General features: G+C 61.5%; 19 protein-coding genes and 1 rRNA gene. 4 read left to right on the top strand and 16 right to left on the bottom strand.

Features of this window, described 5'->3' with window-relative positions:
* Positions 1 to 136: 136 nt before the first annotated feature.
* From ACED88_RS10585 to ACED88_RS10565, 5 genes are all read right to left on the bottom strand, one after another.
* Positions 137 to 1,138, bottom strand: a complete 1,002-nt coding sequence (locus ACED88_RS10585) for an NADP-dependent oxidoreductase (RefSeq protein WP_449109563.1) — start codon at positions 1,136 to 1,138, stop codon at positions 137 to 139.
* A gap of 40 nt (positions 1,139 to 1,178) precedes the next feature.
* A complete protein-coding gene (locus ACED88_RS10580) occupies positions 1,179 to 1,607 on the bottom strand; it encodes an Rrf2 family transcriptional regulator (RefSeq protein WP_449109562.1) in 429 nt (142 codons plus the stop codon).
* Between the two features lie 78 nt (positions 1,608 to 1,685).
* Positions 1,686 to 2,021 (bottom strand): hypothetical protein, encoded by a 336-nt coding sequence (locus ACED88_RS10575; RefSeq protein ID WP_449109561.1) that lies wholly within the window; start codon positions 2,019 to 2,021, stop codon positions 1,686 to 1,688.
* A 90-nt stretch (positions 2,022 to 2,111) separates the two neighbouring features.
* The gene (locus tag ACED88_RS10570; RefSeq protein ID WP_431463831.1) at positions 2,112 to 2,357 is read right to left on the bottom strand and encodes a hypothetical protein; all 246 of its coding nucleotides are present in this window, start codon (positions 2,355 to 2,357) and stop codon (positions 2,112 to 2,114) included.
* Between the two features lie 134 nt (positions 2,358 to 2,491).
* Complete coding sequence (locus ACED88_RS10565) at positions 2,492 to 4,402, bottom strand: propionyl-CoA synthetase (RefSeq protein ID WP_449109560.1); 1,911 nt, start codon at positions 4,400 to 4,402, stop codon at positions 2,492 to 2,494.
* Between the two features lie 250 nt (positions 4,403 to 4,652).
* Between ACED88_RS10565 and ACED88_RS10560 the strand changes: the two genes are divergently transcribed.
* The 4 genes from ACED88_RS10560 to ACED88_RS10545 are packed head-to-tail and all read left to right on the top strand — an operon-like array spanning position 4,653 to position 8,972.
* The gene (locus tag ACED88_RS10560) at positions 4,653 to 5,333 is read left to right on the top strand and encodes a GntR family transcriptional regulator (protein WP_185173207.1); all 681 of its coding nucleotides are present in this window, start codon (positions 4,653 to 4,655) and stop codon (positions 5,331 to 5,333) included.
* Between the two features lie 53 nt (positions 5,334 to 5,386).
* Positions 5,387 to 6,904 carry an MmgE/PrpD family protein gene (locus ACED88_RS10555; protein WP_237212194.1) on the top strand — a complete coding sequence of 506 codons (1,518 nt, stop codon included), beginning with the start codon at positions 5,387 to 5,389 and terminating at the stop codon, positions 6,902 to 6,904.
* Positions 6,904 to 7,815, top strand: a complete 912-nt coding sequence (gene prpB, locus ACED88_RS10550; protein ID WP_237207233.1) for a methylisocitrate lyase — start codon at positions 6,904 to 6,906, stop codon at positions 7,813 to 7,815. The genes ACED88_RS10555 and prpB overlap by 1 nt, the downstream gene beginning before the upstream one ends.
* Positions 7,816 to 7,835: 20 nt before the next feature.
* Positions 7,836 to 8,972, top strand: coding sequence for a bifunctional 2-methylcitrate synthase/citrate synthase (locus ACED88_RS10545; protein ID WP_449108303.1), 1,137 nt, complete (start codon positions 7,836 to 7,838; stop codon positions 8,970 to 8,972).
* Positions 8,973 to 9,068: 96 nt separating this feature from the next.
* Here ACED88_RS10545 and ACED88_RS10540 read toward each other — a convergent pair whose 3' ends face one another.
* From ACED88_RS10540 to rrf, 11 genes are all read right to left on the bottom strand, one after another.
* Complete coding sequence (locus ACED88_RS10540) at positions 9,069 to 10,502, bottom strand: dihydrolipoyl dehydrogenase family protein (protein WP_449108302.1); 1,434 nt, start codon at positions 10,500 to 10,502, stop codon at positions 9,069 to 9,071.
* 17 nt (positions 10,503 to 10,519) lie between these two features.
* On the bottom strand, positions 10,520 to 11,494 hold the full coding sequence (locus ACED88_RS10535; protein WP_449109559.1) for a site-specific tyrosine recombinase XerD: 975 nt from the start codon (positions 11,492 to 11,494) through the stop codon (positions 10,520 to 10,522).
* A gap of 1 nt (position 11,495) precedes the next feature.
* Positions 11,496 to 12,239, bottom strand: coding sequence for an NUDIX domain-containing protein (locus ACED88_RS10530; protein ID WP_449109558.1), 744 nt, complete (start codon positions 12,237 to 12,239; stop codon positions 11,496 to 11,498).
* Between the two features lie 14 nt (positions 12,240 to 12,253).
* Complete coding sequence (locus tag ACED88_RS10525) at positions 12,254 to 13,936, bottom strand: CTP synthase (RefSeq protein WP_449109557.1); 1,683 nt, start codon at positions 13,934 to 13,936, stop codon at positions 12,254 to 12,256.
* 130 nt (positions 13,937 to 14,066) lie between these two features.
* On the bottom strand, positions 14,067 to 15,773 hold the full coding sequence (gene recN, locus ACED88_RS10520) for a DNA repair protein RecN (protein ID WP_449109556.1): 1,707 nt from the start codon (positions 15,771 to 15,773) through the stop codon (positions 14,067 to 14,069).
* 23 nt (positions 15,774 to 15,796) lie between these two features.
* Complete coding sequence (locus ACED88_RS10515; protein ID WP_431463840.1) at positions 15,797 to 16,792, bottom strand: NAD kinase; 996 nt, start codon at positions 16,790 to 16,792, stop codon at positions 15,797 to 15,799.
* 91 nt (positions 16,793 to 16,883) lie between these two features.
* Positions 16,884 to 17,636 carry a TlyA family RNA methyltransferase gene (locus tag ACED88_RS10510; RefSeq protein ID WP_449109555.1) on the bottom strand — a complete coding sequence of 251 codons (753 nt, stop codon included), beginning with the start codon at positions 17,634 to 17,636 and terminating at the stop codon, positions 16,884 to 16,886.
* Between the two features lie 28 nt (positions 17,637 to 17,664).
* Positions 17,665 to 17,865, bottom strand: coding sequence for a hypothetical protein (locus ACED88_RS10505; protein WP_449109554.1), 201 nt, complete (start codon positions 17,863 to 17,865; stop codon positions 17,665 to 17,667).
* Positions 17,858 to 18,847, bottom strand: coding sequence for an HAD-IIA family hydrolase (locus tag ACED88_RS10500; protein ID WP_449109553.1), 990 nt, complete (start codon positions 18,845 to 18,847; stop codon positions 17,858 to 17,860). Before ACED88_RS10500 ends, ACED88_RS10505 begins: the two co-directional genes overlap by 8 nt.
* Entirely contained in the window at positions 18,847 to 20,184 is a 1,338-nt protein-coding gene (locus tag ACED88_RS10495; protein ID WP_449109552.1) for a tetratricopeptide repeat protein, read from the bottom strand. Before ACED88_RS10495 ends, ACED88_RS10500 begins: the two co-directional genes overlap by 1 nt.
* A gap of 283 nt (positions 20,185 to 20,467) precedes the next feature.
* A 5S ribosomal RNA gene (gene rrf, locus ACED88_RS10490) occupies positions 20,468 to 20,541 on the bottom strand; the annotation flags it as partial.

The following is a 20,541-nucleotide window of genomic DNA, read 5'->3' as shown; positions in this document are numbered from 1 at the left end:
CTCATATTTTTGCCGCGGGTGGGGCCGTTGTCTAGTTGGTGGGTGTGGGGTGCGTGTCTACTTTTGAATAAGCCTCATTAAGTGAAACCACCGAACTCTCGAGAGTTCGGTGGTTTCACTCAAAATTCGATTACCTCTAATTCGTTTCAACGACGATTTTGCCGGGACCGCCCTTACCTGCGGCGAGCAGGTTGAGGGCTTCTTCCAGTCGGTCAAAGGGCAGAGTCTGGGCCATGAGGGGCTTGATAGCGCCAGATTCGATGGCGGAGGTGTAGCTCTTGAGCTGGCCTGCGTCAGCCCGCATGAAGAGGAACTTGTAGGTCACGCCGAGCTTCTTGGCAGCAGCCCGCTCCTTTCGGCTGAGGAACCACATGACCGGGGTCAGGGCCTTCTTACCGAGCTGGGCGGCGAAGTCGGTATCGGGGGCTCCGACCACGGTCACCAGGATGCCGCCGGGTGCCAGCACCTTCATGGAACGAGTGGTTTCCCCCTTGCCCAGGGTGTCGAGCACGATGTCGTAGCCCGAGATGTGCTCCTCGTAGTTCTGGGTGCGGTAGTCGATAACCACGTCAGCCCCCAGGGTCTTAGCCAGCTCGACGTTCTTGGTGCTGACGGTGGTGGCAACGGTTGTGCCCAGGCGCTTGGCGACCTGGATAGCGATAGAGCCCAACCCGCCGGTACCGCCCTGGATGAAGACCTTATCACCGGGCTTGATGGGGGCCTTTTCGGTGAAGGCCTGAATAGCGGTGAGTAGGACCAGGGGCAGGCCAGCAGCTTCAGCGTAGGTCAGGTTGGCAGGCATGGGCGCAACCTGGGCAGCATCTATAGCAACCTGCTCAGCAAAGCCACCAATAGCGTCAATGGGCAGGCGGGTAAAGACCTTATCCCCTACCGAGTAGTCGGTGACGCCGCTACCGACGGCGAGGACGTCCCCGGCGACTTCCTGCCCCAGGATGAGGGGGAGCTTGTAGGGCAGGAGCTGCTTGAAATCACCGCGGGCAATCATGGCATCAAGCGGGTTGAGGCCTGCGGCGCGGACGCCAATAACCACCTGGCCGGGCCCGGCGACGGGGGCGGGGACGTCCGCCCACTGGGTAGCGCCGCCGTCGGCGTAGGAGGTGAGGGTAAATGCTTTCATGGATTTCTCTTTCGGGTGGGTGATGATGGTGATGTTAGATTTAAGCGTCGGGCTGGGCTGCTAGGTAGCTGGCCCTGATATCTTCGATGACCGCATCCAGGGTGATTCCTGCCAGCTGGTCGGTCATGGCCTGTTCGGCGCGGGCGGCGATGGGGTCGAGTACCGAGTTAATGTGGCCCCCTACCGGGCATTCCGGGTTGGCGTTTTGGTGGGTATCAATGTGGATGTTGGGGTTAACGGCCCGGTAGATATCGAGCAGGGTCATTTCGGTTTTCGGTTTACCGAGCTGGTAGTCAAAGCTACCGGGGATGCGGTCAAGCAGGTCTGCTTTTTTGAGCAGGGAGATGATTTTGCGAATGTAGCTGGCGTTGGTGCCCGCGCTGGTTGCTATGGCCTCAGAGGTGAGTTTGTCGTCGGCTTCCGAGAGCATGACCAGGGTGTGTACGGCGACCGAGAACTTGGTATCCACAGAACATCCTTTTTGTATTTGTTTTAGGAACAGATACAAATATAGGGTGTGAATCAACATGAATCAAATCTTCCCCAACTAACGAGCAGTCAGCACCCCAAAGAAGACTGCCCCTACTAGCAACATCAGGCTATAGAGAGCGGTCAGATTGGCATTCTTAACCCTTGTAAGCGCACCTGTGACAGCGTGAGCAAAGCCCGGGAAGCGATCCCAGCTTGCTTCGAGTAGCAGGTAGGGCCCAACCATACCGACTGTAAAGATGAGATAGGCCAGCACCCATTCAACCGCGTTGTGGCTCACCGTTGTGAGCAGACGACCCACCATATACATCGTTGCCATCGAACTCAAACCAATAGCCGAATTCAAGAAGCCTGCTAGCACAGCTTTCCGAGGCGAGAGGTGGGAGTTTTTCACCTTATACGCCCTCTTGGGGTGGTTTCTGCGCGTCCAGAGTAGAACTGCCGATAGTGCAAGCAGCAGAGCAGCAACGGCATCGATGCTCTTTCACACGAGGATTTTGCTCGCATCGCTGTGAACCAGCTGTATTAGGTTCTCTGGGTCAACGAAACGGAAGAGCATGACGAGGACGGTAGCCCCTATGACAATCCCGCCACTAATCCAGCGGACAATATGCATTTTGCTGGGGTCGTTGATGAGCGCCAGAAAGGTGATGCTGTAGAGCGAGGGGCTAAAGCCCATCATGAGTCCCAGTCCGAGCAGGGCAGGCGCAGCGGCGAGAAGGGTTGTCATGGCTACCAGTATGACATGGGCAACCAGCCCTACCCATATCGCGCCTCTAACCCCTACCAGGCTAACCAAGAGGCTTATTCATAGGAGGCTTCGCAGGCTCACGCTCGCTGTGAGCCTGCGAATCCCCTTATGAATTAGCTACGCAGCACCTTAGTGATATCGTCCAGCACGCTCATATCTTCAATAGTGGAGGGCACGGTGTACTGCTCGCCGTCGGCAATCTGGCGCATGGTCTTGCGCAGGATCTTGCCGGAGCGGGTCTTGGGCAGGCCGTCCACAATCTTGACATCCTTGAAGTCGGCTACCGCACCGATGTCATTGCGCACGCTGGCGATGAGTTCGGCAGCCAGCTGCTCTTCGGTGATGTCGGCGCCGGCCTTGAGCACCACGTAGCCGGCGGGCCGCTGGCCCTTGAGCTGGTCAGCCACACCGATCACAGCACACTCAGCGACAGCAGGGTGGCCGGCGAGTACCTGTTCCATAGCACCGGTTGAGAGGCGGTGGCCCGATACGTTGATGACGTCGTCCGTGCGCCCCATGACGAAGACGTAGCCGTCCTCGTCGATGTAGCCAGAGTCGCCGGTGGTGTAGTAGCCGGGGAAGGCAGCGAGGTAGGAGGAAATGTAGCGGTCGTCGTTGCCCCAGAGGGTGGGCAGGGTACCCGGGGGCATGGGCAGCTTGATGGCAAGGTTGCCCTCTTCGCCGGGGCCGACGGGCTCACCGAAGGGGTCGAGCACCTGCAAGTTGTAACCGGGTGAGGGCACAGAGGGGGAACCGGGCTTCAGCGGCAGGGCTTCTAGACCGCGGGGGTTAGCGGCAATGGCCCAACCGGTCTCAGTCTGCCACCAGTTATCAATGACGGGCACGCCCAGCTTTTCAGTGGCCCAGTGGTAGGTTTCGGGATCCAGACGCTCACCGGCCACAAAGAGTAGTTGTAGCGAGGAAATATCGTAGTTACCCAGCAGTTCTGCCTCAGGGTCAGCCTTACGGATAGCTCGCAGGGCGGTGGGAGCGGTAAAGAGGGACTTGGCACCAGATTCTTGGACGACGCGCCAGAAGGCACCGGCGTCCGGGGTCCCCACGGGCTTGCCCTCATAGAGCACGGTGGTTGCCCCGGCCAGCAGAGGGCCGTAGACAATGTAGGAGTGGCCCACAACCCAGCCCACATCCGAGGCACACCACATCACTTCACCGGGGCCCACGTTGTAAATATTTTTCATGGTCCAGGTCAGAGCCACGGCGTGCCCACCGTTATCGCGCACTACACCCTTGGGAGAGCCGGTCGTGCCGGAGGTGTACAGAATGTAGAGAGGGTCGGTGGCCTTCACCTCGACAGGCGCGTATGGCTGGGCTACCTCAACGGCCTGCCCCCAATCGAGCCAGGTCACGCCGGTGGAGTTCTCTTCAGCTCGGCGCACCGCATCAGATACTGAATTCTCAAAGCCCTCACGTTCGAAGACCAGCACGGTCGCAGGCTTGGTCTGTGATAGCTCAATAGCCTTTTCGACGGCGGGAATGTACTCGATGCGGCGCTTGGGTTCCACACCGCCAGAAGCGGTCAGAACGACGGTGGGCGAGCAGTCGTTGATACGGCTAGCTAGTTCGTTGGGGGCAAAGCCGCCGAAGACCACCGAGTGCACGGCGCCCAGGCGGGCAACCGCCAGCATGGCCATGGCAGCCTGGGGAATCATGGGCATATAAATGAGCACGCGGTCGCCTTTTTCGACCCCGGCGGACGCGAGCGCCCCAGCAATTTTCTCTACCTCGCCTTTGAGTTCTGAGTAGGTGATGTTCTGGCGGGTGCCGAGCATGGCTGAGTCGTAGGTGATGGCGGTGCGATCGCCGTGGCCGGCTTCTACGTGGCGGTCAACGGCGTTGTAGCAGGTGTTGAGGGTGCCGTCGGGGAACCAGCGGTACAGTGGGGCAGCATCGCTATCGAGGGCGCGGGTTGGTTCGATTGACCAGCTAATGGCCTGTGCCTGCTCTAGCCAGAATTCTTCCTGGTTTTCGATGCTGCGGGTGTAGGTGTCAGCGTATGTTGCCATGTGGGGTGCTCCTTTACGGACGCCGGTGGTGGGTTGTCATGAGGGAGTGACTCCAACCTAGTGCGAGGGGTCACATTTGGCAAGGTTTTGTATACAAAAATTTGTGAAACTGGTAAAAATGACACATTATTTCATGCACAGTCCGAAAAATTTTCCCCTTTTGTATACAAAACTCGGGTCGGTGTTTTAGAGTGGTCACAACCGCCAATTTCAGTGCAACACATCACAAAACTGTGAAAGGAGAGAGCGAATGAGAGCTGGTGAACTGGCCTATCAGAGCCTGCGCAGCGACATCATGGAGGGAATGCTCGCTCCCGGTTCTGTGATTGCAGAGGTAGAACAGTCAGAGCGCCTGGGGGTCTCTCGCACCCCCGTCCGCGAAGCTATATCCCGCCTTCTCGCCGAGGGTCTTGCCGAACCGGCACCGGGCCGCGGCGTTATCGTTGCACCGATTTCTCTAGCGAATGTGTACGCCCTCTTTGAGCTACGCACCTCGCTCGACAGCACTGCGGCAGCACTTGCAGCACGGCGGGGTGATTCCAAGGTCTTCAAAGAGCTGGCACAGGCCTTTGAAGAGGCATCGTTCGCCCTGCACCGCGGAGAAGCCTCACTGGCGGAGTACTACTCCCTAGTGGATGAGCTCGATACCGCGATCGACGCGGCAGCCAACAACCGCTACCTGCACCAAGCACAGACGTCCTTGCGCACCCAGCTCACCCGCATCCGCAAGCTTTCTAAAGCCAACCCCATCCGGCTAGAGCAGGCGGCTGAAGAGCATGCCCAGATTGCCCGCTGCATCGCCTCCGGCGACCCGCAGCTTGCTGAAGCCGCTACCCGCCTGCACCTGGCCAACGCGCTCTACGCCATCGAAGAGGCCGCAGCCTCTCAGAGCCAACACAGTCTTTTCAACCATCCAGAACCAACAGCCTAAGAATCCCCTCACCGGCGCCGCTGCCGGTAGGAACAACCTGAAAGGAAACATCAGTGACCAAGCTGCACTCCGTTCGAGTTTATAAGTCCGAAGAAAACCTGCCCCGCGAAGACCAGCTCGCCTACAAGCTCGCCCAGGTAGCCACCGACCCCGTTGAGGTGCTCCCCGAGGTCGAAGAGATGGTCATCAACCGCATTATCGACAACGCCTCTGTCGCTATCGCTTCTCTCAACCGCGGCCCCATCATCTCCGCCCGCGACCAGGCTCTTACCCACGCCCACTCCCCCAATGGAAAGGGCGCAGCCATCTTCGGCGTCCCCGCCAGCACCAAGGTCTCCCCCGAATGGGCAGCCTGGGCCAACGGCGTGGCAGTGCGTGAACTCGACTACCACGACACCTTCCTGGCTGCCGAATACTCCCACCCCGGCGATAACATTCCCCCGATTCTGGCAGTAGCCCAGCACGTGGGCTCCACCGGCCGCGACCTGATTCGCGGTATCGCTACCGGCTACGAGGTCCAGGTCGACCTGGTCAAGGCCATCTGCCTGCACAAGCATAAGATTGACCACGTCGCCCACATCGGCCCGTCCGCTTCTGCCGGTATTGGCACCCTGCTGGGCCTGGACACCGAAACCATCTTCCAGGCCATCGGTCAGGGCCTGCACACCACCACCGCAACCCGCCAGTCCCGCAAGGGCGAAATCTCCACCTGGAAGGCCCACGCCCCCGCCTTTGCAGGCAAGATGGCAGTTGAAGCGGTTGACCGAGCTATGCGCGGCCAGACCTCCCCCGTGCCGATCTACGAGGGTGAGGACGGCGTCATCGCCTGGATGCTGGACGGCCCCGACGCCCACTACGAAGTGCCCCTGCCCGAAATTGGCGAGCCCAAGCGAGCGATCCTCGACACCTACACCAAGGAACACTCCGCTGAGTACCAGGCCCAGGCATGGATTGACCTGGCCCGCAAGCTGCACCGCGAACACCCCGAATTCGCCAACCCCGAGAACATCGAGTCGATTGTTCTGCACACCTCCCACCACACCCACTACGTCATCGGCTCTGGCGCCAACGACCCCCAGAAGTACGACCCCACCGCCACCCGCGAGACCCTGGACCACTCCATCCCCTACATCTTCACCGTTATGCTGCAGGACGGCGAGTGGGACCACGTCGGCTCCTACGCCCCCGAGCGTGCCCAGCGCGAAGACACCGTAGCCCTCTGGCACAAAGTCACCACCGCTGAGGATGCCGAGTGGACCCGCCGCTACCACTCCAACGACCCCGCAGAAAAGGCCTTCGGTGGCCGCGTTGAAATCAAGCTGGCTAACGGCGAGACCTTCAGCGAAGAAATCGCTGTGGCGGACGCCCACCCGCTCGGTGCCCGTCCTTTCGCCCGCGAGGACTACATCGGCAAGTTCCGCAAGCTGGCCGAGGGCAAGGTCTCTGAAGAAGAGCAGAACCGCTTCATCGAGGCAGCCGAGAACCTGGCTAACCTGGGTGCAGGTGAGCTGGACGCCCTCAACATCACCGCCTCCATCGACCTTGAAACCGGCAAGAAGGGTATCTTCTAATGCTGTACGCTTCAAAAACCGCAACCGAAAAGCGCAAGGACCTGCGCGAGATGCTGGCTAGCGACCAGATTCGCCAGTTCCCCGGCACCTACACCCCCATCTCAGCCCGCCTAATCGAGGAAAAAGGCTTTGACGGTATCTACATCTCGGGCGCAGTGCTGGCCAACGAGCTGGGATTTCCGGACGTCGGCCTCACCACCCTCTCCGAGGTAGCCCAGCGCGCAGGGCAGATTGCCCGCATCACCAATCTGCCCGCCATTGTGGATGCCGACACCGGCTTTGGTGAACCCATGAACGTGGCCCGCACCATCCAGGAATTCGAAGAATACGGCCTGGCAGGCTGCCACATCGAGGACCAGTTCAACCCCAAGCGCTGCGGCCACCTCGACAACAAGAACATGGTTGACCTTGAAACCGCGACCAAGCGAATCAAGGCGGCAGCCGAGGCCCGCCGGGACGAGAACTTCCTGATTATGGCCCGCACCGACCTGCGCGGTACCTCTTCCCTTGAGGAAACCATAAACCGTATCAAGGCTCTGGTCGATGCCGGCGCCGATGCGATTTTCCCCGAGGCCATGAAGAATCTCGACGAGTTCAAGGCTGTCTGCGACGCTGTAGACGTGCCGGTTCTTGCCAACATGACCGAGTTCGGTAAGAGCGAGCTTTACACCAAGGAACAGCTGGCTGAAGCGGGTATCTCAATGATTATCTACCCTGTCACCCTGCTGCGCTCCTCGCTGGGAGCCATGGAACGCGTCCTGGAAACCATCGAGCGTGACGGTACCCAGGAGGCCTACGTGGACCAGATGTTCACCCGCTCCCGCCTCTACGACCTGGTCGATTACGAGGCCTACAACCAGTTCGACACCGGCATCTTCAACTTCGAGGTTCCCGGTAAGTTCGAAGCCTAAACGCACAAGGAGAAACAGACATGAGCGACAACGAGGTCAAAAAAGGTCTGGCCGGTGTAGTTGCTGACTATACCGCCATCTCAAAGGTCAACGCAGAAACCAACTCCCTGCTCTACCGGGGCTACCCGGTACAGGAACTGGCGACTGTTCCTTTTGAGAAGGTAGCCCTGCTGCTCTGGAACGGGGAGCTACCCACCGACGAAGAGCTGGAAGAGTTCACCGCTTTCGAGAGAGCCCACCGTGAGCTACCGGCAGCGTTGAAGGCAGTGATCGACGCCCTGCCTACCGACTGCCACCCCATGGATGTCTGCCGCACAGCGACCTCCTTCCTGGGCGCAGCCGACCCCAAGAGCGAGGATCTCTCCCCCGAGACCGAACTGCTCAAGGCCAAGGAACTGTTCGCGGTCATGCCGGCTGTCGTCTGCTACGACCAGCGTCGCCGCCGGGGCCAGGACATCATTGCCCCGCGCGAAGACCTGGACTACTGCGATAACTTCCTCTACATGGCCTTCGGCGAAGTCCCGGCCCCCGAGGTCAAGACCGCCTTCAACGTCTCCATGGTCATGTACGCCGAGCACTCCTTCAACGCCTCTACCTTCACTGCCCGCGTCATTACCTCCTCCCTCTCAGACCTGCACTCAGCCGTCACCGGCGCCATCGGTGCCCTTAAGGGCCCCCTGCACGGTGGCGCCAACGAGGCCGTGCAGCACACCTTCGATGAAATCGGTGTGATTGAGGGTGAGTCCCAGGCGGACGCTAAGGCCCGTGCAAAGGCATGGATGGAGGCCGCCCTAGCAGAGAAGAAGAAGATTATGGGCTTCGGCCACCGGGTCTACAAGAACGGCGACTCCCGTGTGCCCACCATGCAGAAGTCCTTCTTCGACATGGTCGAATACTACGGCCGCCACGACATTATCGGTCTCTACCAGGGGCTGGCTGAAGCAATGGACGAGGCTAAGGGAATCAAGCCCAACCTGGATTACCCCGCTGGCCCCACCTACCACCTGATGGGCTTTGATACCCCCACTTTCACCCCCATCTTCGTGGCTTCCCGCATCACCGGCTGGACCGCCCACATCTTGGAGCAGCGCGCAGCGAATTCGCTGATCCGCCCGCTCTCTGCCTACAACGGTGTGGACGAGCGCCACCTGAGCTAAGTCTCCACCCTTAGCAGCGACTCGCTGAGTCGGCTGGCTGAGAAGCTTCTCGTTCCTCAGCCAGCCGACTTTGTGCTATTTACCTATCTGGCAGTACTAGCGCAGCTCCCTAGGGAGTTTTTCAAGCAGACGCAGCCAGATTTCTGAGGACGTTGGGTAGGCAGGTACCGCGTGCCGCAGCAGCTTAACGGGTAGCTGGGCGGTGACGGCAATCGTAGCTGCGTGCAGGAGCTCGGCAGCTTCCTCCCCCACAAAGACGGCACCCAGTAGGACGCCGGTGTCAGCATCAACGGTCAGTTCGGCAAAGCCCCGGTTGAGGTCAGACAGCAAGGAAGTACCGGCGGCCTCGTTCATGGCGGCCCGGCTGGTAATCACGCTATGGCCCTGTTGGGTGGCCTGAGGAGCGGTGAGTCCGACCTGGGCTACCTGGGGCTGGCTGAAGATTACCTGGGGTACTGGAGCTTCTTGTTCTGGGGCGTACTCTTCCTGCCCGGCGAGGGCGGTCCCTAGAACCCGTGCCCGGTATTTACCCTGGTGTGTGAGTAGTACCTGCCCGGCGGCGTCCCCAATCAGGTGGAGCCAGTCGGGCCCCTCACCGGCCAGGGCCGCCTCCGGGCTGAGACCAATAGTGTGGAGCCCTACCGCTTCTAAGGCAGGGGTGCGCCCGGTCGCTAGCAGCAGTTCATCACTGACCAGGGTCTGCCCGTCATCAAGGGTGAGCGTAACTTCCCCACCGTGCACCCTACCGAGCCCTGTGGCGCTGGGGGCCTCGCGGCGGGCGTCCGTAACCCGGGCACCGTAGCGGAGGGTGATGCCGGCATCGGTCAGGGCCGTAGCAATCATATCGCTGAGCCCCTCGACCTCTGCTCCTAGCCTGCCCAAGAGGTGCTGCCCGCGTACCAGCAGGGTCACTTCGCTGCCCAGGGCGGCCATCCAGGTGGCAGCTTCTACCGCAACTACACCGCCACCCACGATGGTAAGTCGCCGCGGTATCTCAACTACGCCGGTAGCGTCCCTGTTATCCCAGGCCTCTAACCCCGTATAGAGATGAGGCACCCGAGCCTGTGACCCCGTTGCCAGCACAACGGCCCGGCGGGCCTTGAGAACCCGGGTGGCTCCGTTAGCGGAGGTTACCGTGACGGTTTTATCACCGGTCAGTTCTCCGTGGCCGCGCACCACGGTGATACCGGCCGATTCAGCCCAGCGTACCTGCCCCTCATCCCGGTAGCGAGAGACCCAGGCATCACGCCGTTTCAGCAGGTCATCTGCGTTCACAGTGGTTCCGGTGAGGCCGGGCAGGTGCTGGGCAATCTGAGCTACCTGCAAGGGCCGCAGCAGGGCCTTAGACGGCATACAGGCGTAGTAGGAGCACTCCCCGCCCAGAAGTTCGTGCTCAATCAGGGCAACGTTCAGCCCGCCCTGGGTGGCGTAGTCGGCAAGGTTCTCTCCCACCGGGCCAGCGCCGATAACCAGTACATCAAAGGTAGCGGTATCTAAGCGGGCTTGGTCTGTCTGCGGGGTAGTATTCATCGTTGTCTCTCGTATATCTAGCGGGCGCGGGGGTGGCTAGCTGCAAAGACCTCGCGCAGGGTATCGGCGGTGACTTTGGTATAGACCTGGGTTGTTGTCACCGAAGCATGCCCCAGAAGTTCCTGCACCACGCGAATGTCGGCCCCGCCCTCAAGCAGGTGGGTTGCGAAGGAGTGGCGCAGGGTATGCGGAGAAATCTCAGCCCGAATTGTCGCCCGTTCAGCGTGGTTTTTAAGGATAAGGTAGGCCCCCTGCCGGGTGATACGCCCGCCTCTCGCGTTGAGAAAGAGGGCAGCGCTTCCCCTGCCGCGGGAGGCGAGCGCCGGGCGTCCGCGCACCAGGTAGTCGTCGATAGCCCGGGCAGCGTAGGAGCCAACAGGCACTACTCTCTCCTTGTTGCCTTTACCGAAGAGTCTCACGACGGCGGGCAGCTGGGGGTTTTCTTCCGTGGGGTTCCGGTCGATGACCAGGTCATCGATATCAACCGTGATGGCTTCGCTGATGCGGGCACCCGTGGAGTAGAGGAATTCGAGCAGGGCCCTATCGCGCAGCCCCGCGGGGGTGGCGGGGTCGGGGCTTTCCAGCAGGCGGGTGATGTCGGCCAGGGGCAGGGCCTTGGGCAGGCGGGCGGCAGGGGTGGGCGGGCGGACGGTCGCCGCGGGGTCTGTGGGCGTGGTGCCTTCGCGATACCAGAAGGAGTGGGCGCCGCGTACGCCGCTGATGATGCGGGCGACCGATTTCGCGGCAAGGCCTGCTCCCCCATCCTTGCCCGGGGCAGAGCAGTGGGCGGCGAAGTCGCGCACGTGTTTTTTGGTGATTGTACCCGGGTCTATCACGCCCTGGCCTGCCAGGTAGGTGCTGTAGCGGGTGAGGTCGCGGCGGTAGGCTGCCTGGGTGTTGGCGGCAAGGCCTCGTTCGATGGCCAGGTGGTTGAGGTAGGCCTCGATGGCCCTGTCGAGCGGGGTGGGTGCAGCCGGGGCGCTGGGGGCCACCTTAGAGGCCTTCGGCGGGGCGGATTTCGCCGCGGTAGTTTGCCTCGCGCAGGGCGGGGTGGGCGGTGAAGGGGGCGGACGCCGGGTAGAGGGTTTCGAAGTTACGGCGGGCTGCGGCGTCGGCGGCAAGAATCGCGTTGGTGGAGGCGGCATTGTGGATTCGTCCGGCCAGCACGGCGCGGACGGCCTCCTCGAGGGGCACCCAGCGCTGCACGATTTCTGATTCTTCGTGGACCCGCTCTTCGCGGTCTTCAGCGGGGATGGCGCTGAGATCGCGGGCCAGGTAGATACGGCAGGCCTCGCCCATGCCACCGGGTGAGTTGTAGAACTCCATGAGGGTGTCCCACCGGGCAGCTTGGAGGTCAGTTTCTTCTGCCAGTTCACGGGCGGCAGCGTGCACGGGGTCTTCACCGTCGATGTCGAGTAGACCTGCGGGGATTTCCCAGAGGTTGGCGCGGACGGGGTGGCGGTACTGGTTGATGAGCAGCACCTCGTTCTTCTCGTTGAGAGCAAGGACGGCAACCGCCCCGGGATGCAACAGAAAATCTCGTTCGAAGGGTTCGGCACCTTCTTCCAGCGCTATGCCCTCGCGGATAACGTCCCAGACGTAGCCCTCAAATTTGGTGGTGCGGCTGGTGACGTAGCGGGGGTTGGCGATGTCAGCGATTGTATCTTGGGTCGCGGCGAGCGCCGGGGCGTCGAGGCGGGGGGCGTCCCCCACCTCATACGAGAGATTCTGTTGCATACCTTAGAACAGTACTAGCCGTTCTTGCGGGCCTCAAGTGCCGCCTTGATCAGCCCCGCAAAGAGGGGGTGGGGGCGGGTGGGGCGGGAGCGGTATTCCGGGTGGGCCTGGGTGGCGATGTAGTAGGGGTGCTCGCTCACGGGCAGCTCGACGAACTCCACCAGGGACGAGTCGGGTGAGGTACCGGAGATCACCAGTCCGGCTTCTTCCAGCTGCTGGCGGTAGTCGTTGTTGACCTCGTAGCGGTGGCGGTGGCGTTCTGCTACCTCGGTTGCCCCGTAGACACTTTCAGCCAGTGAACCTGCTGCCAGGGTTGCGGGGTAGAGGCCCAGGCGCATGGTGCCGCCCAGGTCGCCTGCGCCGTCCACGAAGGCCTTCTGCTCTTCGATGGTGGCGATCAGCGGGGATGCGGTCTCGGGATCGAACTCGGTCGATGAGGCGTCCTTGATACCGAGTACGTTGCGGGCGTATTCGAGCACCATGGACTGCAGACCTAGGCAGATGCCCAGGGTGGGAATCTTGTTTTCGCGGGCGTGGCGCAGGGCGCCAATCTTGCCGTCAAGGCCGCGGATGCCGAAGCCGCCGGGCACGAGAATGGCGTCCATACCGCGTAGCTGGTGGGCGGCGTCCTCGCGGCTAGCGCAGAGGTCGGCGGCAACCCACTTGATGTTGACCTTAGCGTCGTTGGCAAAGCCGCCGGCGCGCAGGGCCTCGGTGACCGACAGGTAGGCATCGGGCAGGTCGATGTACTTACCGACCAGAGCAACGTTGACCTCGGTCTTGGGGGTGTGGACGGCGCTCAGCAGCTTATCCCACTGGGTGAAGTCAACGGGGTTAGCGTCGATGCCCAGGTAGTCCAGGATGTAGGCGTCCAGGTTCTGGCTGTGCAGGGTCTTGGGGATGTCGTAGATGCTGGGGGCGTCAGCGCAGGAGATAACGGCCTCGGGCTCTACGTCGCAGGCATGACCAATCTTGATCTTGTGTGACTCGGGCACTTCGCGCTCACAGCGCAGGATCAGGCCGTCGGGAATAATACCCAGGCCACGCAGAGCGGCAACGGAGTGCTGGGTGGGCTTGGTCTTCAGCTCGCCGGACGGCCCGATGAAGGGTACCAGAGACACGTGCAGGAAGAAGACATTCCGGCGGCCTACATCGCGGCGGACCTGGCGGGCTGCTTCGAGGAAGGGCAGGGATTCGATGTCGCCCACGGTGCCACCGATTTCGGTGATGATGATGTCGGGGGCGTTCTCGCCTTCGGCAGGCAGGCGCATACGGCGCTTGATTTCATCGGTGATATGGGGAATGACCTGTACGGTATCGCCCAGGTATTCACCGCGGCGTTCCTTGGCGATGACGTGGGAGTAGACCTGGCCGGTGGTGACGTTTGCTGCCTGGGAGAGGTTCTCGTCGAGGAAGCGTTCGTAGTGGCCGATGTCGAGGTCGGTTTCTGCCCCGTCGTCGGTGACGAATACTTCACCGTGCTGGAAGGGGTTCATGGTGCCGGGGTCGACGTTGAGATAGGGGTCGAGCTTCTGCATGGTCACTGAGAGACCGCGGGAGCGAAGAAGCCGGCCGAGAGATGAGGCTGAGAGGCCTTTGCCGAGAGATGATGCTACGCCGCCGGTGACGAAAATCTGGCGGGTGACTTTACCGTTGTTTGATGCGTTTGTATCTACCACGGAATTCCAGCCTATCACCGTTTCTGTTTCGCGCGTGTAAACACTGCGGGGCAGGGCCCGGTGGGCGGACGCCTGCCCCGGCGTCCGCTCCCAGCATGCGTTTGTGGGGGTCTGGTAGGCCCTGCAGCCTGGACCAGATTTGTCGGGCTTAGAGCTGGCCGGCGTCCGCCAGGAGTTCCCGGGCGTGTTCCTGGGCTGCTGCCGACTGGTCGTGGCCAGAGAGCATGCGGGCAAGCTCTACGACTCGTTCCTCGGGTGTGAGAACCTGCACACGAGAGAGGGAGCCGTCATCGTTTTTGCGCACCAGGATGTGCTGGTCGGCAAAGGCAGCTACCTGGGGCAGGTGGGTGACCACCAGTACCTGCACGTTCTTAGCGAGCATGGCCAGGCGGCGGCCAATTTCGATGGCGGCCTTGCCACCAACGCCGGAGTCCACCTCGTCAAAGATGAAGGTGGGCACGGGGTCTACTTCTGAGAGCACCACTTCGAGGGCCAGCATCACGCGGGAGAGTTCACCGCCCGAGGCGCCCTTGCCCAGAGGGCGGGGGACGGCCTGGGCATGGGGAGCCAGCATGAAGGTCACCGCGTCCTTACCGTAGCGGTGGAACTTCTCGGTTTCTTCTACCTCAACCACCAGCGAGGCGTTCGGCATGGCCAGGGCTGAGAGTTCTTCGCTGACCGCCGCTGCCAGTTTGCGGGCTGCCTTGGTGCGCAGGTCGGTGAGCTCCGCAGCCTGCTCCCCCAGGGTCTCGCGCAGCTGGCGCAGCTCGGCTTCCAGGGCCTCCTGGCGGGCCGGGTCGTCGGAGAGGGTTTCCAGGCGGGCCCGAGATTCTTCTGCCCAGGCCAGTACCTCTGCAATATCAGCCCCGTACTTGCGGGTCAGGCTCTTGAGCTGGGCCCGGCGGTGCTCGACCTCAGCAAGGCGTTCTGGCCCCTCGGTATCTAGTCCCGAAGTGTAGGCCGAGATTTCTTCGGCAATGTCGGTCACATGGATCAGTGCCTCGTTCAGCCGTCCAGCGAGAGCTGCCAGGTCGGCGTCCGCATCTGCCTCTGAGGCCAGGGCGGTGCGGGCGGCATCGAGCAGCCCCAGCACGTTGGGCTCGTCCGCGTCCCCGTATTCGGTGCCCGACAGAGCGGCGGACGCCGTCGCCGCAGCTAGACGCAGGGACTCAACGTTGGCCAGTTTTTGGCTTTCTGCCCGCAGAGCCTCATCTTCGCCCTCGGCAGGTTGCACCGAATCGATTTCTGCCAGAGCCCCCTGCAGGGTCTGGGCTTCCAGCGCGCGAGCGCGGGTATTTTCGCGGACGTCGCGAAGTTCCCCGGCAGCCTGACGGTAGCGCTCGTAGTTGACGGTGTAGGCCGCCAAAAGCTTTTCAAGTTTTTTCCCGGCGTAGGAGTCCAAAGCGTGACGCTGTTCGGCGGCATCCTTGAGGCGCAGCTGGTCGGACTGGCCGTGGACCGCAACCAGGGTATGGCCGATATCTGCCAACGTACCGATAGGGGCAGAGACACCACCCACGTGGGCACGGGAGCGACCGGCGGCACTGACGGTGCGGGCCAAAAGCAGCTCAGCAGAACCGCCGTCGAGCTCCTCAACCGAACCACCGGCGTCCTCGGCCAGGGTTAGGGCGCGATGCCCCTGAGGCAGGCGGATAACGGCCTCAGCCAGGGCGTTTTTAGCGCCGTTGCGCACGCTAGAGGCATCGGAGCGAGCGCCCAACAGCATGCCCAGAGCCGTCACGACCATGGTTTTACCGGCACCCGTCTCACCGGTCAGCACCGAGAAGCCGGGTTCAAGAGGCAGGCGGGCATCGGTAATAACACCCAAATCGCGCAGGTGAATTTCTTCAATCACGTGGGAAAACTTTCTTGACGAGGTTAGTCGTTACGGATGACGGTCAGGGCGCTGGTCGCAGGCCCGGGGGTGTGGGGGCCGCGCCAGCCCGCAATGGGTAGCTCGAACTTTTTGACCAGACGCTCCGAGAAGGGGGCCGGGTGCATACGGGCCAGGCGGACGGGCTTGGACGAACGGGTCACCTCGACGCGGGCCCCGGGAGGCAGGTCGCGGGTACGGCGTCCGTCGCACCAGAGCACACCTTCTGCCCCGTTGGTGGAGATCAGCTCTACCGCCATCATCGAGGTCGGTGCGGTTACCAGGGGGCGGGCAAAAAGAGCGTGGGCCGAGAGGGGCACCATCAGCATAGCCTCAACGCTGGGCCAGACAACCGGGCCGCCGCCAGAAAAGGCGTAGGCGGTTGATCCGGTCGGGGTTGCCAGCACCACGCCGTCGCAGCCAAAGGACGAGAGCGGGCGCCGGTCCACCTCAATGACCACCTCGATCATTTTTTCGCGGTTGCCCTTTTCAACACTGGCCTCGTTGAGGGCCCAGGTTTCAAGAATTTTCTGGCTGCCGTCCCAGACCTTCACGTCGATCGCCATGCGCTCTTCGACCGTATAGTCGCCCGAGACCACTCGCTCAACGGTTTCGGTCAGATCGAATTCTTCGGCCTCTGCAAGAAACCCCACGTGGCCGAGGTTAACGCCGATGAGAGGTATCTGGGTGTGACGAATCATCTCAGCAGCGCGCAGAATCGACCCGTCACCGCCCAGCACCATACCCAGCTCGATGTCTTTGAGCGCCACAGACTCGTGGGCAACCGCCACGGGGACGGGGTTCTCCCACTTTTCGGTCAGGGCTTCCAGGTCAGCGCGGTTCATCACGGGCACCAGGCCAGCCCGGTGCAGCTGCGTGCAGGTAGCACGAGCAGCGTTGCGGGCTTCAAGACGGCCGGTATGGGCGAAGACAAGGATATTGCGCTCCCCCGGCGTCTTGGTCTGCTGGGGTGTGAGGGCGGTGTCAGGTGTTTCGTTCACACTTTTAGGCTAGCTGACCGTAGGCAGTTTTGCTGTTTTTCTGGGCCCAACACACCGGATTTTTTCGAATATTTATTCGACTTTGGGTGCCCTATGAAGCGGGGGTTGCTTCGTCAGGCTTGCGGCACCAGAGGAAGAATTCTACGTTGCCGTCCTGCCCCGGCAGGGGGCTTTCCTTCTCCCCCAGCACGAGCAGGCCGGCGTCCTGCGCTGCTGCGCGGACGGACGCCACCGCGTCCGCTCTCACCTCAGGGTCAGTTACCACCCCGCCCTTGCCGATGCGGGCCGGGCCAACCTCGAACTGGGGCTTGACCATGAGTAGCAGGTCCCCGCCCGCTGCCGTTGCCCCAGCCAGCGGGCCAACCACCTTGGTGAGGGAGATAAAGCTCAAGTCAGAGACGGTTAGGGCTACCTGACCGCCGATATCAGCGGGGCTCATGTGCCGCACGTTCATGCCCTCATACACGTCAACGGCCGGGTGGTTACGGATCTGCTCCACCAGCTGGTCGTGCCCTACATCCACTGCGGCAACCCGGCTGGCTCCTCGGCGGAGTAACACATCGGTGAAACCGCCGGTGGAGGCACCCGCATCCAGGCAGAACTTGCCGGTAACCGTGATTTCGGGGAAGGCGTCCAGAGCGCCAGCCAGCTTGTGCCCAGCCCGGCTCACGTACTCGGTCAGCTCACTGCGTCGCACGCGGACGGTATCGCCCTCCTTGAGCTTCTGGGCTGGCTTCGTGACGGTTCGGCCGTTCACGCTGATGTGCCCGCCCTCAACCATCTTGGCCGCCAGCGTGCGGGAGCGGGCAATCTTTGCCTGCACCATGTACTGGTCCAGTCGCATGTTCTTCCTTCCCGCTCCGTACTCGGCTCTAGCGGCTTGTATCTAGTTCTTCTTTGAGGGCGGAGGCCAGCTGGCCCAGCCTCTCGATGCGTTCGGTGGCGTCCAGGGCCAGGGCAGCTGTCAGCGCCGCCTCGAACTCGGGGTCGAGAGCCTCGGCTTCTTCAGTCGGTAGCCCCGAAACTGCCTTTTCTTCGAGACTCTGGGCGCTCCTGTCCGCACCCTTAGCCACGGTGCACCTGGCTAGGAGACACCGGGGCGGACGCATCGGGGTGGGCAGCCCACCAGGCTGCGCAGGCCACACGCCAACTATCGATCTCGCTACCCTCACCGGTGATGGTGAGTTCGGTGTCGGTTGCCTCAGCGGACCAGCCTGCGCCCCGGGCGCTCATACCGGTTGCTGTAGCCTGCGCCTGGATCTGGGGATAGTCCTCAAAGAAACCGGCGAGGTCTTCCAGAATATAGGTAGGACGCTCCAGCGGAATAGCCGCCAGAATGCTCTGGTAGGTCTCCACCCCGGTCATGACCACGGCCGTCGCCATTGCAGCCCGGTTGCCGCCCTGGATATCGGTATCTAGGCGATCGCCCACCACCACAGGACGCTGAGAGTTCAGCTTCTGGGCAGCGGTGACGAAAATAGGTGACTCGGGCTTGCCCGCCACCTGCGGGGTTCGCCCGGTTGCTGTTGCTACCGCCCCAACCAGGGTGCCGTTACCGGGGGCGATACCGCGTTCCTTCGGGATAGTGAAATCGGTGTTCGAGGCAACCCACAGCACCTTCTCATCAGCCAGGGTGTAGGCGGCTTCAGCGAGATCTTCCCACACAATCTTGGGATTGAAGCCCTGAGCCACAGCTACCGGCTCATCAGCCTGGCTACTGACGGGGGTTAGCCCGGCAGCAGCCACGCAGTCAGCGAGAGCCTGTGCCCCGGTGATCAGCACCTTAGCCCCGGCAGGGAGCTGGGCTTTCAGCAGTTCAGCAGCAGCCTGGGCTGAGCTAATCACGTGGTCAGCATCAGTATTGACGCCGAGTTCCACCAGATGATCTGCAACGGCCTGGACGCTGCGTGAGGCATTGTTGGTCACGAAGGCTACCGGTACCCCGGCGTCCTGTGCCCTATTCAGAGCCTCCGGGGCACCTTCAATAGCGAAGGGTCCCGCATACACTACACCGTCAAGGTCAGAGAGAATAGCGTCGTGGGCTGCCAGCAGCATTAGTCGCGGTCCTCCTCAGCAGCTTCAGCAGACAGCTCGAAGAGGGCTTCTTCCTCTGCCTGGTCTTCGCTCACTACGGTTTCAGTGGTCGTCAGGGTTTCGTCGACCTCAAAAAGAGCGCCGTCTTCGCTGGCTTCAGACTCTTCGGCGACTACTGCATCGGCAGCCTCAGTTTCGGTGGCTTCAGCAGCGTCTGCTTCCGCGTCGGCCTCTACAGCTTCAGCAGCCGGTGCCTGGGCTTCAGCGGCTTCAAGATCAACGGAGGGTTCTTCGGGTTCAAGCAGGTCCTGCTCAGTGAAAATATCGAAGATTTCAGGTTCAACAAAGTCACCCTGGCCTAGAGCGGCCTCAGTCATCAGGGCAAGACGGGCCCAGCGAGCTGCTTCCTTACTACGTCCGTCCTGCTCCAGCAGTTCAGCATAGGTATTGAAGAGGCGGGGTGAGTAGTCGAACCCACGCTTGGGGTTCAGCTCAGGAATCTCAAGGGCCTTCAGAGCCTTCTTCAGCTCGCCCTGGTCACTGTAGATACCGGAGACAACGATAGCGACCTCAGAGCGGACGGCCGCAGGTACCTCTTCGTTCTTCGCTTCTTCAGCCAGGGTCAGGGCCTTTTCGACACGCCCCAGGGCACGCTCGCAGTCTACGAGCAGCGCGAGGTGCTCGTTGGAGCCCGAAATACGGCGGTGGGTACGCAGTTCACGCAGGGCCAGTTCAAAGTCCTCTGCAGCGTAGGCTGCGATACCGACGACCTCGCGGACGACGCCGATTCGGCCTGCGCGCTTTGAGGCAGCAACAGCGTGTTCTAGGGCGAAGTCGGGGTCGATGTCGAGGTAACGGCCGACCATGACCAGGTGCTTGGCTACGGTGTCTGCGTTCTGGGCTTCTAGCTGGCGCAGGGCACGCAGGGTCCAGTTTTCGAGTTCCTTGCCGGTGACGTCGGTGTCGATCTCGGGTGCATTCTTTGACGGACGGTAGTCACCGCTGGGGTTCTTTGCTTCACCATTAAAGTTGCGGTCCTTGCGGTCGCCCTGATAGCCACCACGCTTGTTCTGGTCGCGGTCAAAGTTCTTACGGGGGCCGTTACCCTTGCGGTCGAAAGAACGCTCACCTCGACCGGTACCGTTATTTTTACGGTCATCGAAACGTTTTCCGCCGCCACGATTCTTATCAAAGGGCTTCTTCTTGTCACCGAAGGAGCGGTCGCCCTCGCGCCTGGTGTAGCCGCTCTCGTTGCGATCTGAACGGTCGCTACGGTAGGAGCGTGAGGAGTTACGGTCGTTATTCTTCTTGTAGCCACCGCGGTTTTTATCTGAGTGGTTACGTGAGTATTCAGCCAAGTGAGCTCCTCTATGGTGTTTGTGGTGGGGGTAGGGCGCTTCTCTGCCCTCTTTTTCGCTAGGTTCTAGTCTATCTGGCTTGGGGTAGCTTGCGTAGGGGCTGCCTGGTCTTACCGGTGCGTTTTCAGGCACACAGACCCATGCTTTAAAAGAAAAATAGCTCGGAAGCTAATGCTCCGAGCCATAAACTGTTAAAACAAAAAGGTCCTGAACGTAACACCCAGGACCCAAAAACAAAAAGGCCCGAGCTAAACAGCCCGAGCCTTCCTGTATCCCAATCAAAAACCGGCGGTGACCTACTCTCCCACACCGTCACCAGTGCAGTACCATCGGCGCAAAGAGCCTTAACTTCCGGGT

The organism is Rothia sp. 11273D007AR, assembly GCF_053547255.1.
This window is presented reverse-complemented; position numbering and strand designations above follow the sequence as displayed.

Coding starts and splice junctions, on each gene's coding strand:
- ACED88_RS10530 (WP_449109558.1), bottom strand. CDS start 12,239: ATGCAACAGAATCTCTCGTATGAGGTGGGGGACGCCCCCCGCCTCGAC.
- ACED88_RS10585 (WP_449109563.1), bottom strand. CDS start 1,138: ATGAAAGCATTTACCCTCACCTCCTACGCCGACGGCGGCGCTACCCAG.
- prpB (WP_237207233.1), top strand. CDS start 6,904: ATGCTGTACGCTTCAAAAACCGCAACCGAAAAGCGCAAGGACCTGCGC.
- ACED88_RS10560 (WP_185173207.1), top strand. CDS start 4,653: ATGAGAGCTGGTGAACTGGCCTATCAGAGCCTGCGCAGCGACATCATG.
- ACED88_RS10565 (WP_449109560.1), bottom strand. CDS start 4,402: ATGGCAACATACGCTGACACCTACACCCGCAGCATCGAAAACCAGGAA.
- ACED88_RS10540 (WP_449108302.1), bottom strand. CDS start 10,502: ATGAATACTACCCCGCAGACAGACCAAGCCCGCTTAGATACCGCTACC.
- ACED88_RS10500 (WP_449109553.1), bottom strand. CDS start 18,847: ATGCTGCTGGCAGCCCACGACGCTATTCTCTCTGACCTTGACGGTGTA.
- ACED88_RS10545 (WP_449108303.1), top strand. CDS start 7,836: ATGAGCGACAACGAGGTCAAAAAAGGTCTGGCCGGTGTAGTTGCTGAC.
- ACED88_RS10510 (WP_449109555.1), bottom strand. CDS start 17,636: ATGCGACTGGACCAGTACATGGTGCAGGCAAAGATTGCCCGCTCCCGC.
- ACED88_RS10570 (WP_431463831.1), bottom strand. CDS start 2,357: ATGACAACCCTTCTCGCCGCTGCGCCTGCCCTGCTCGGACTGGGACTC.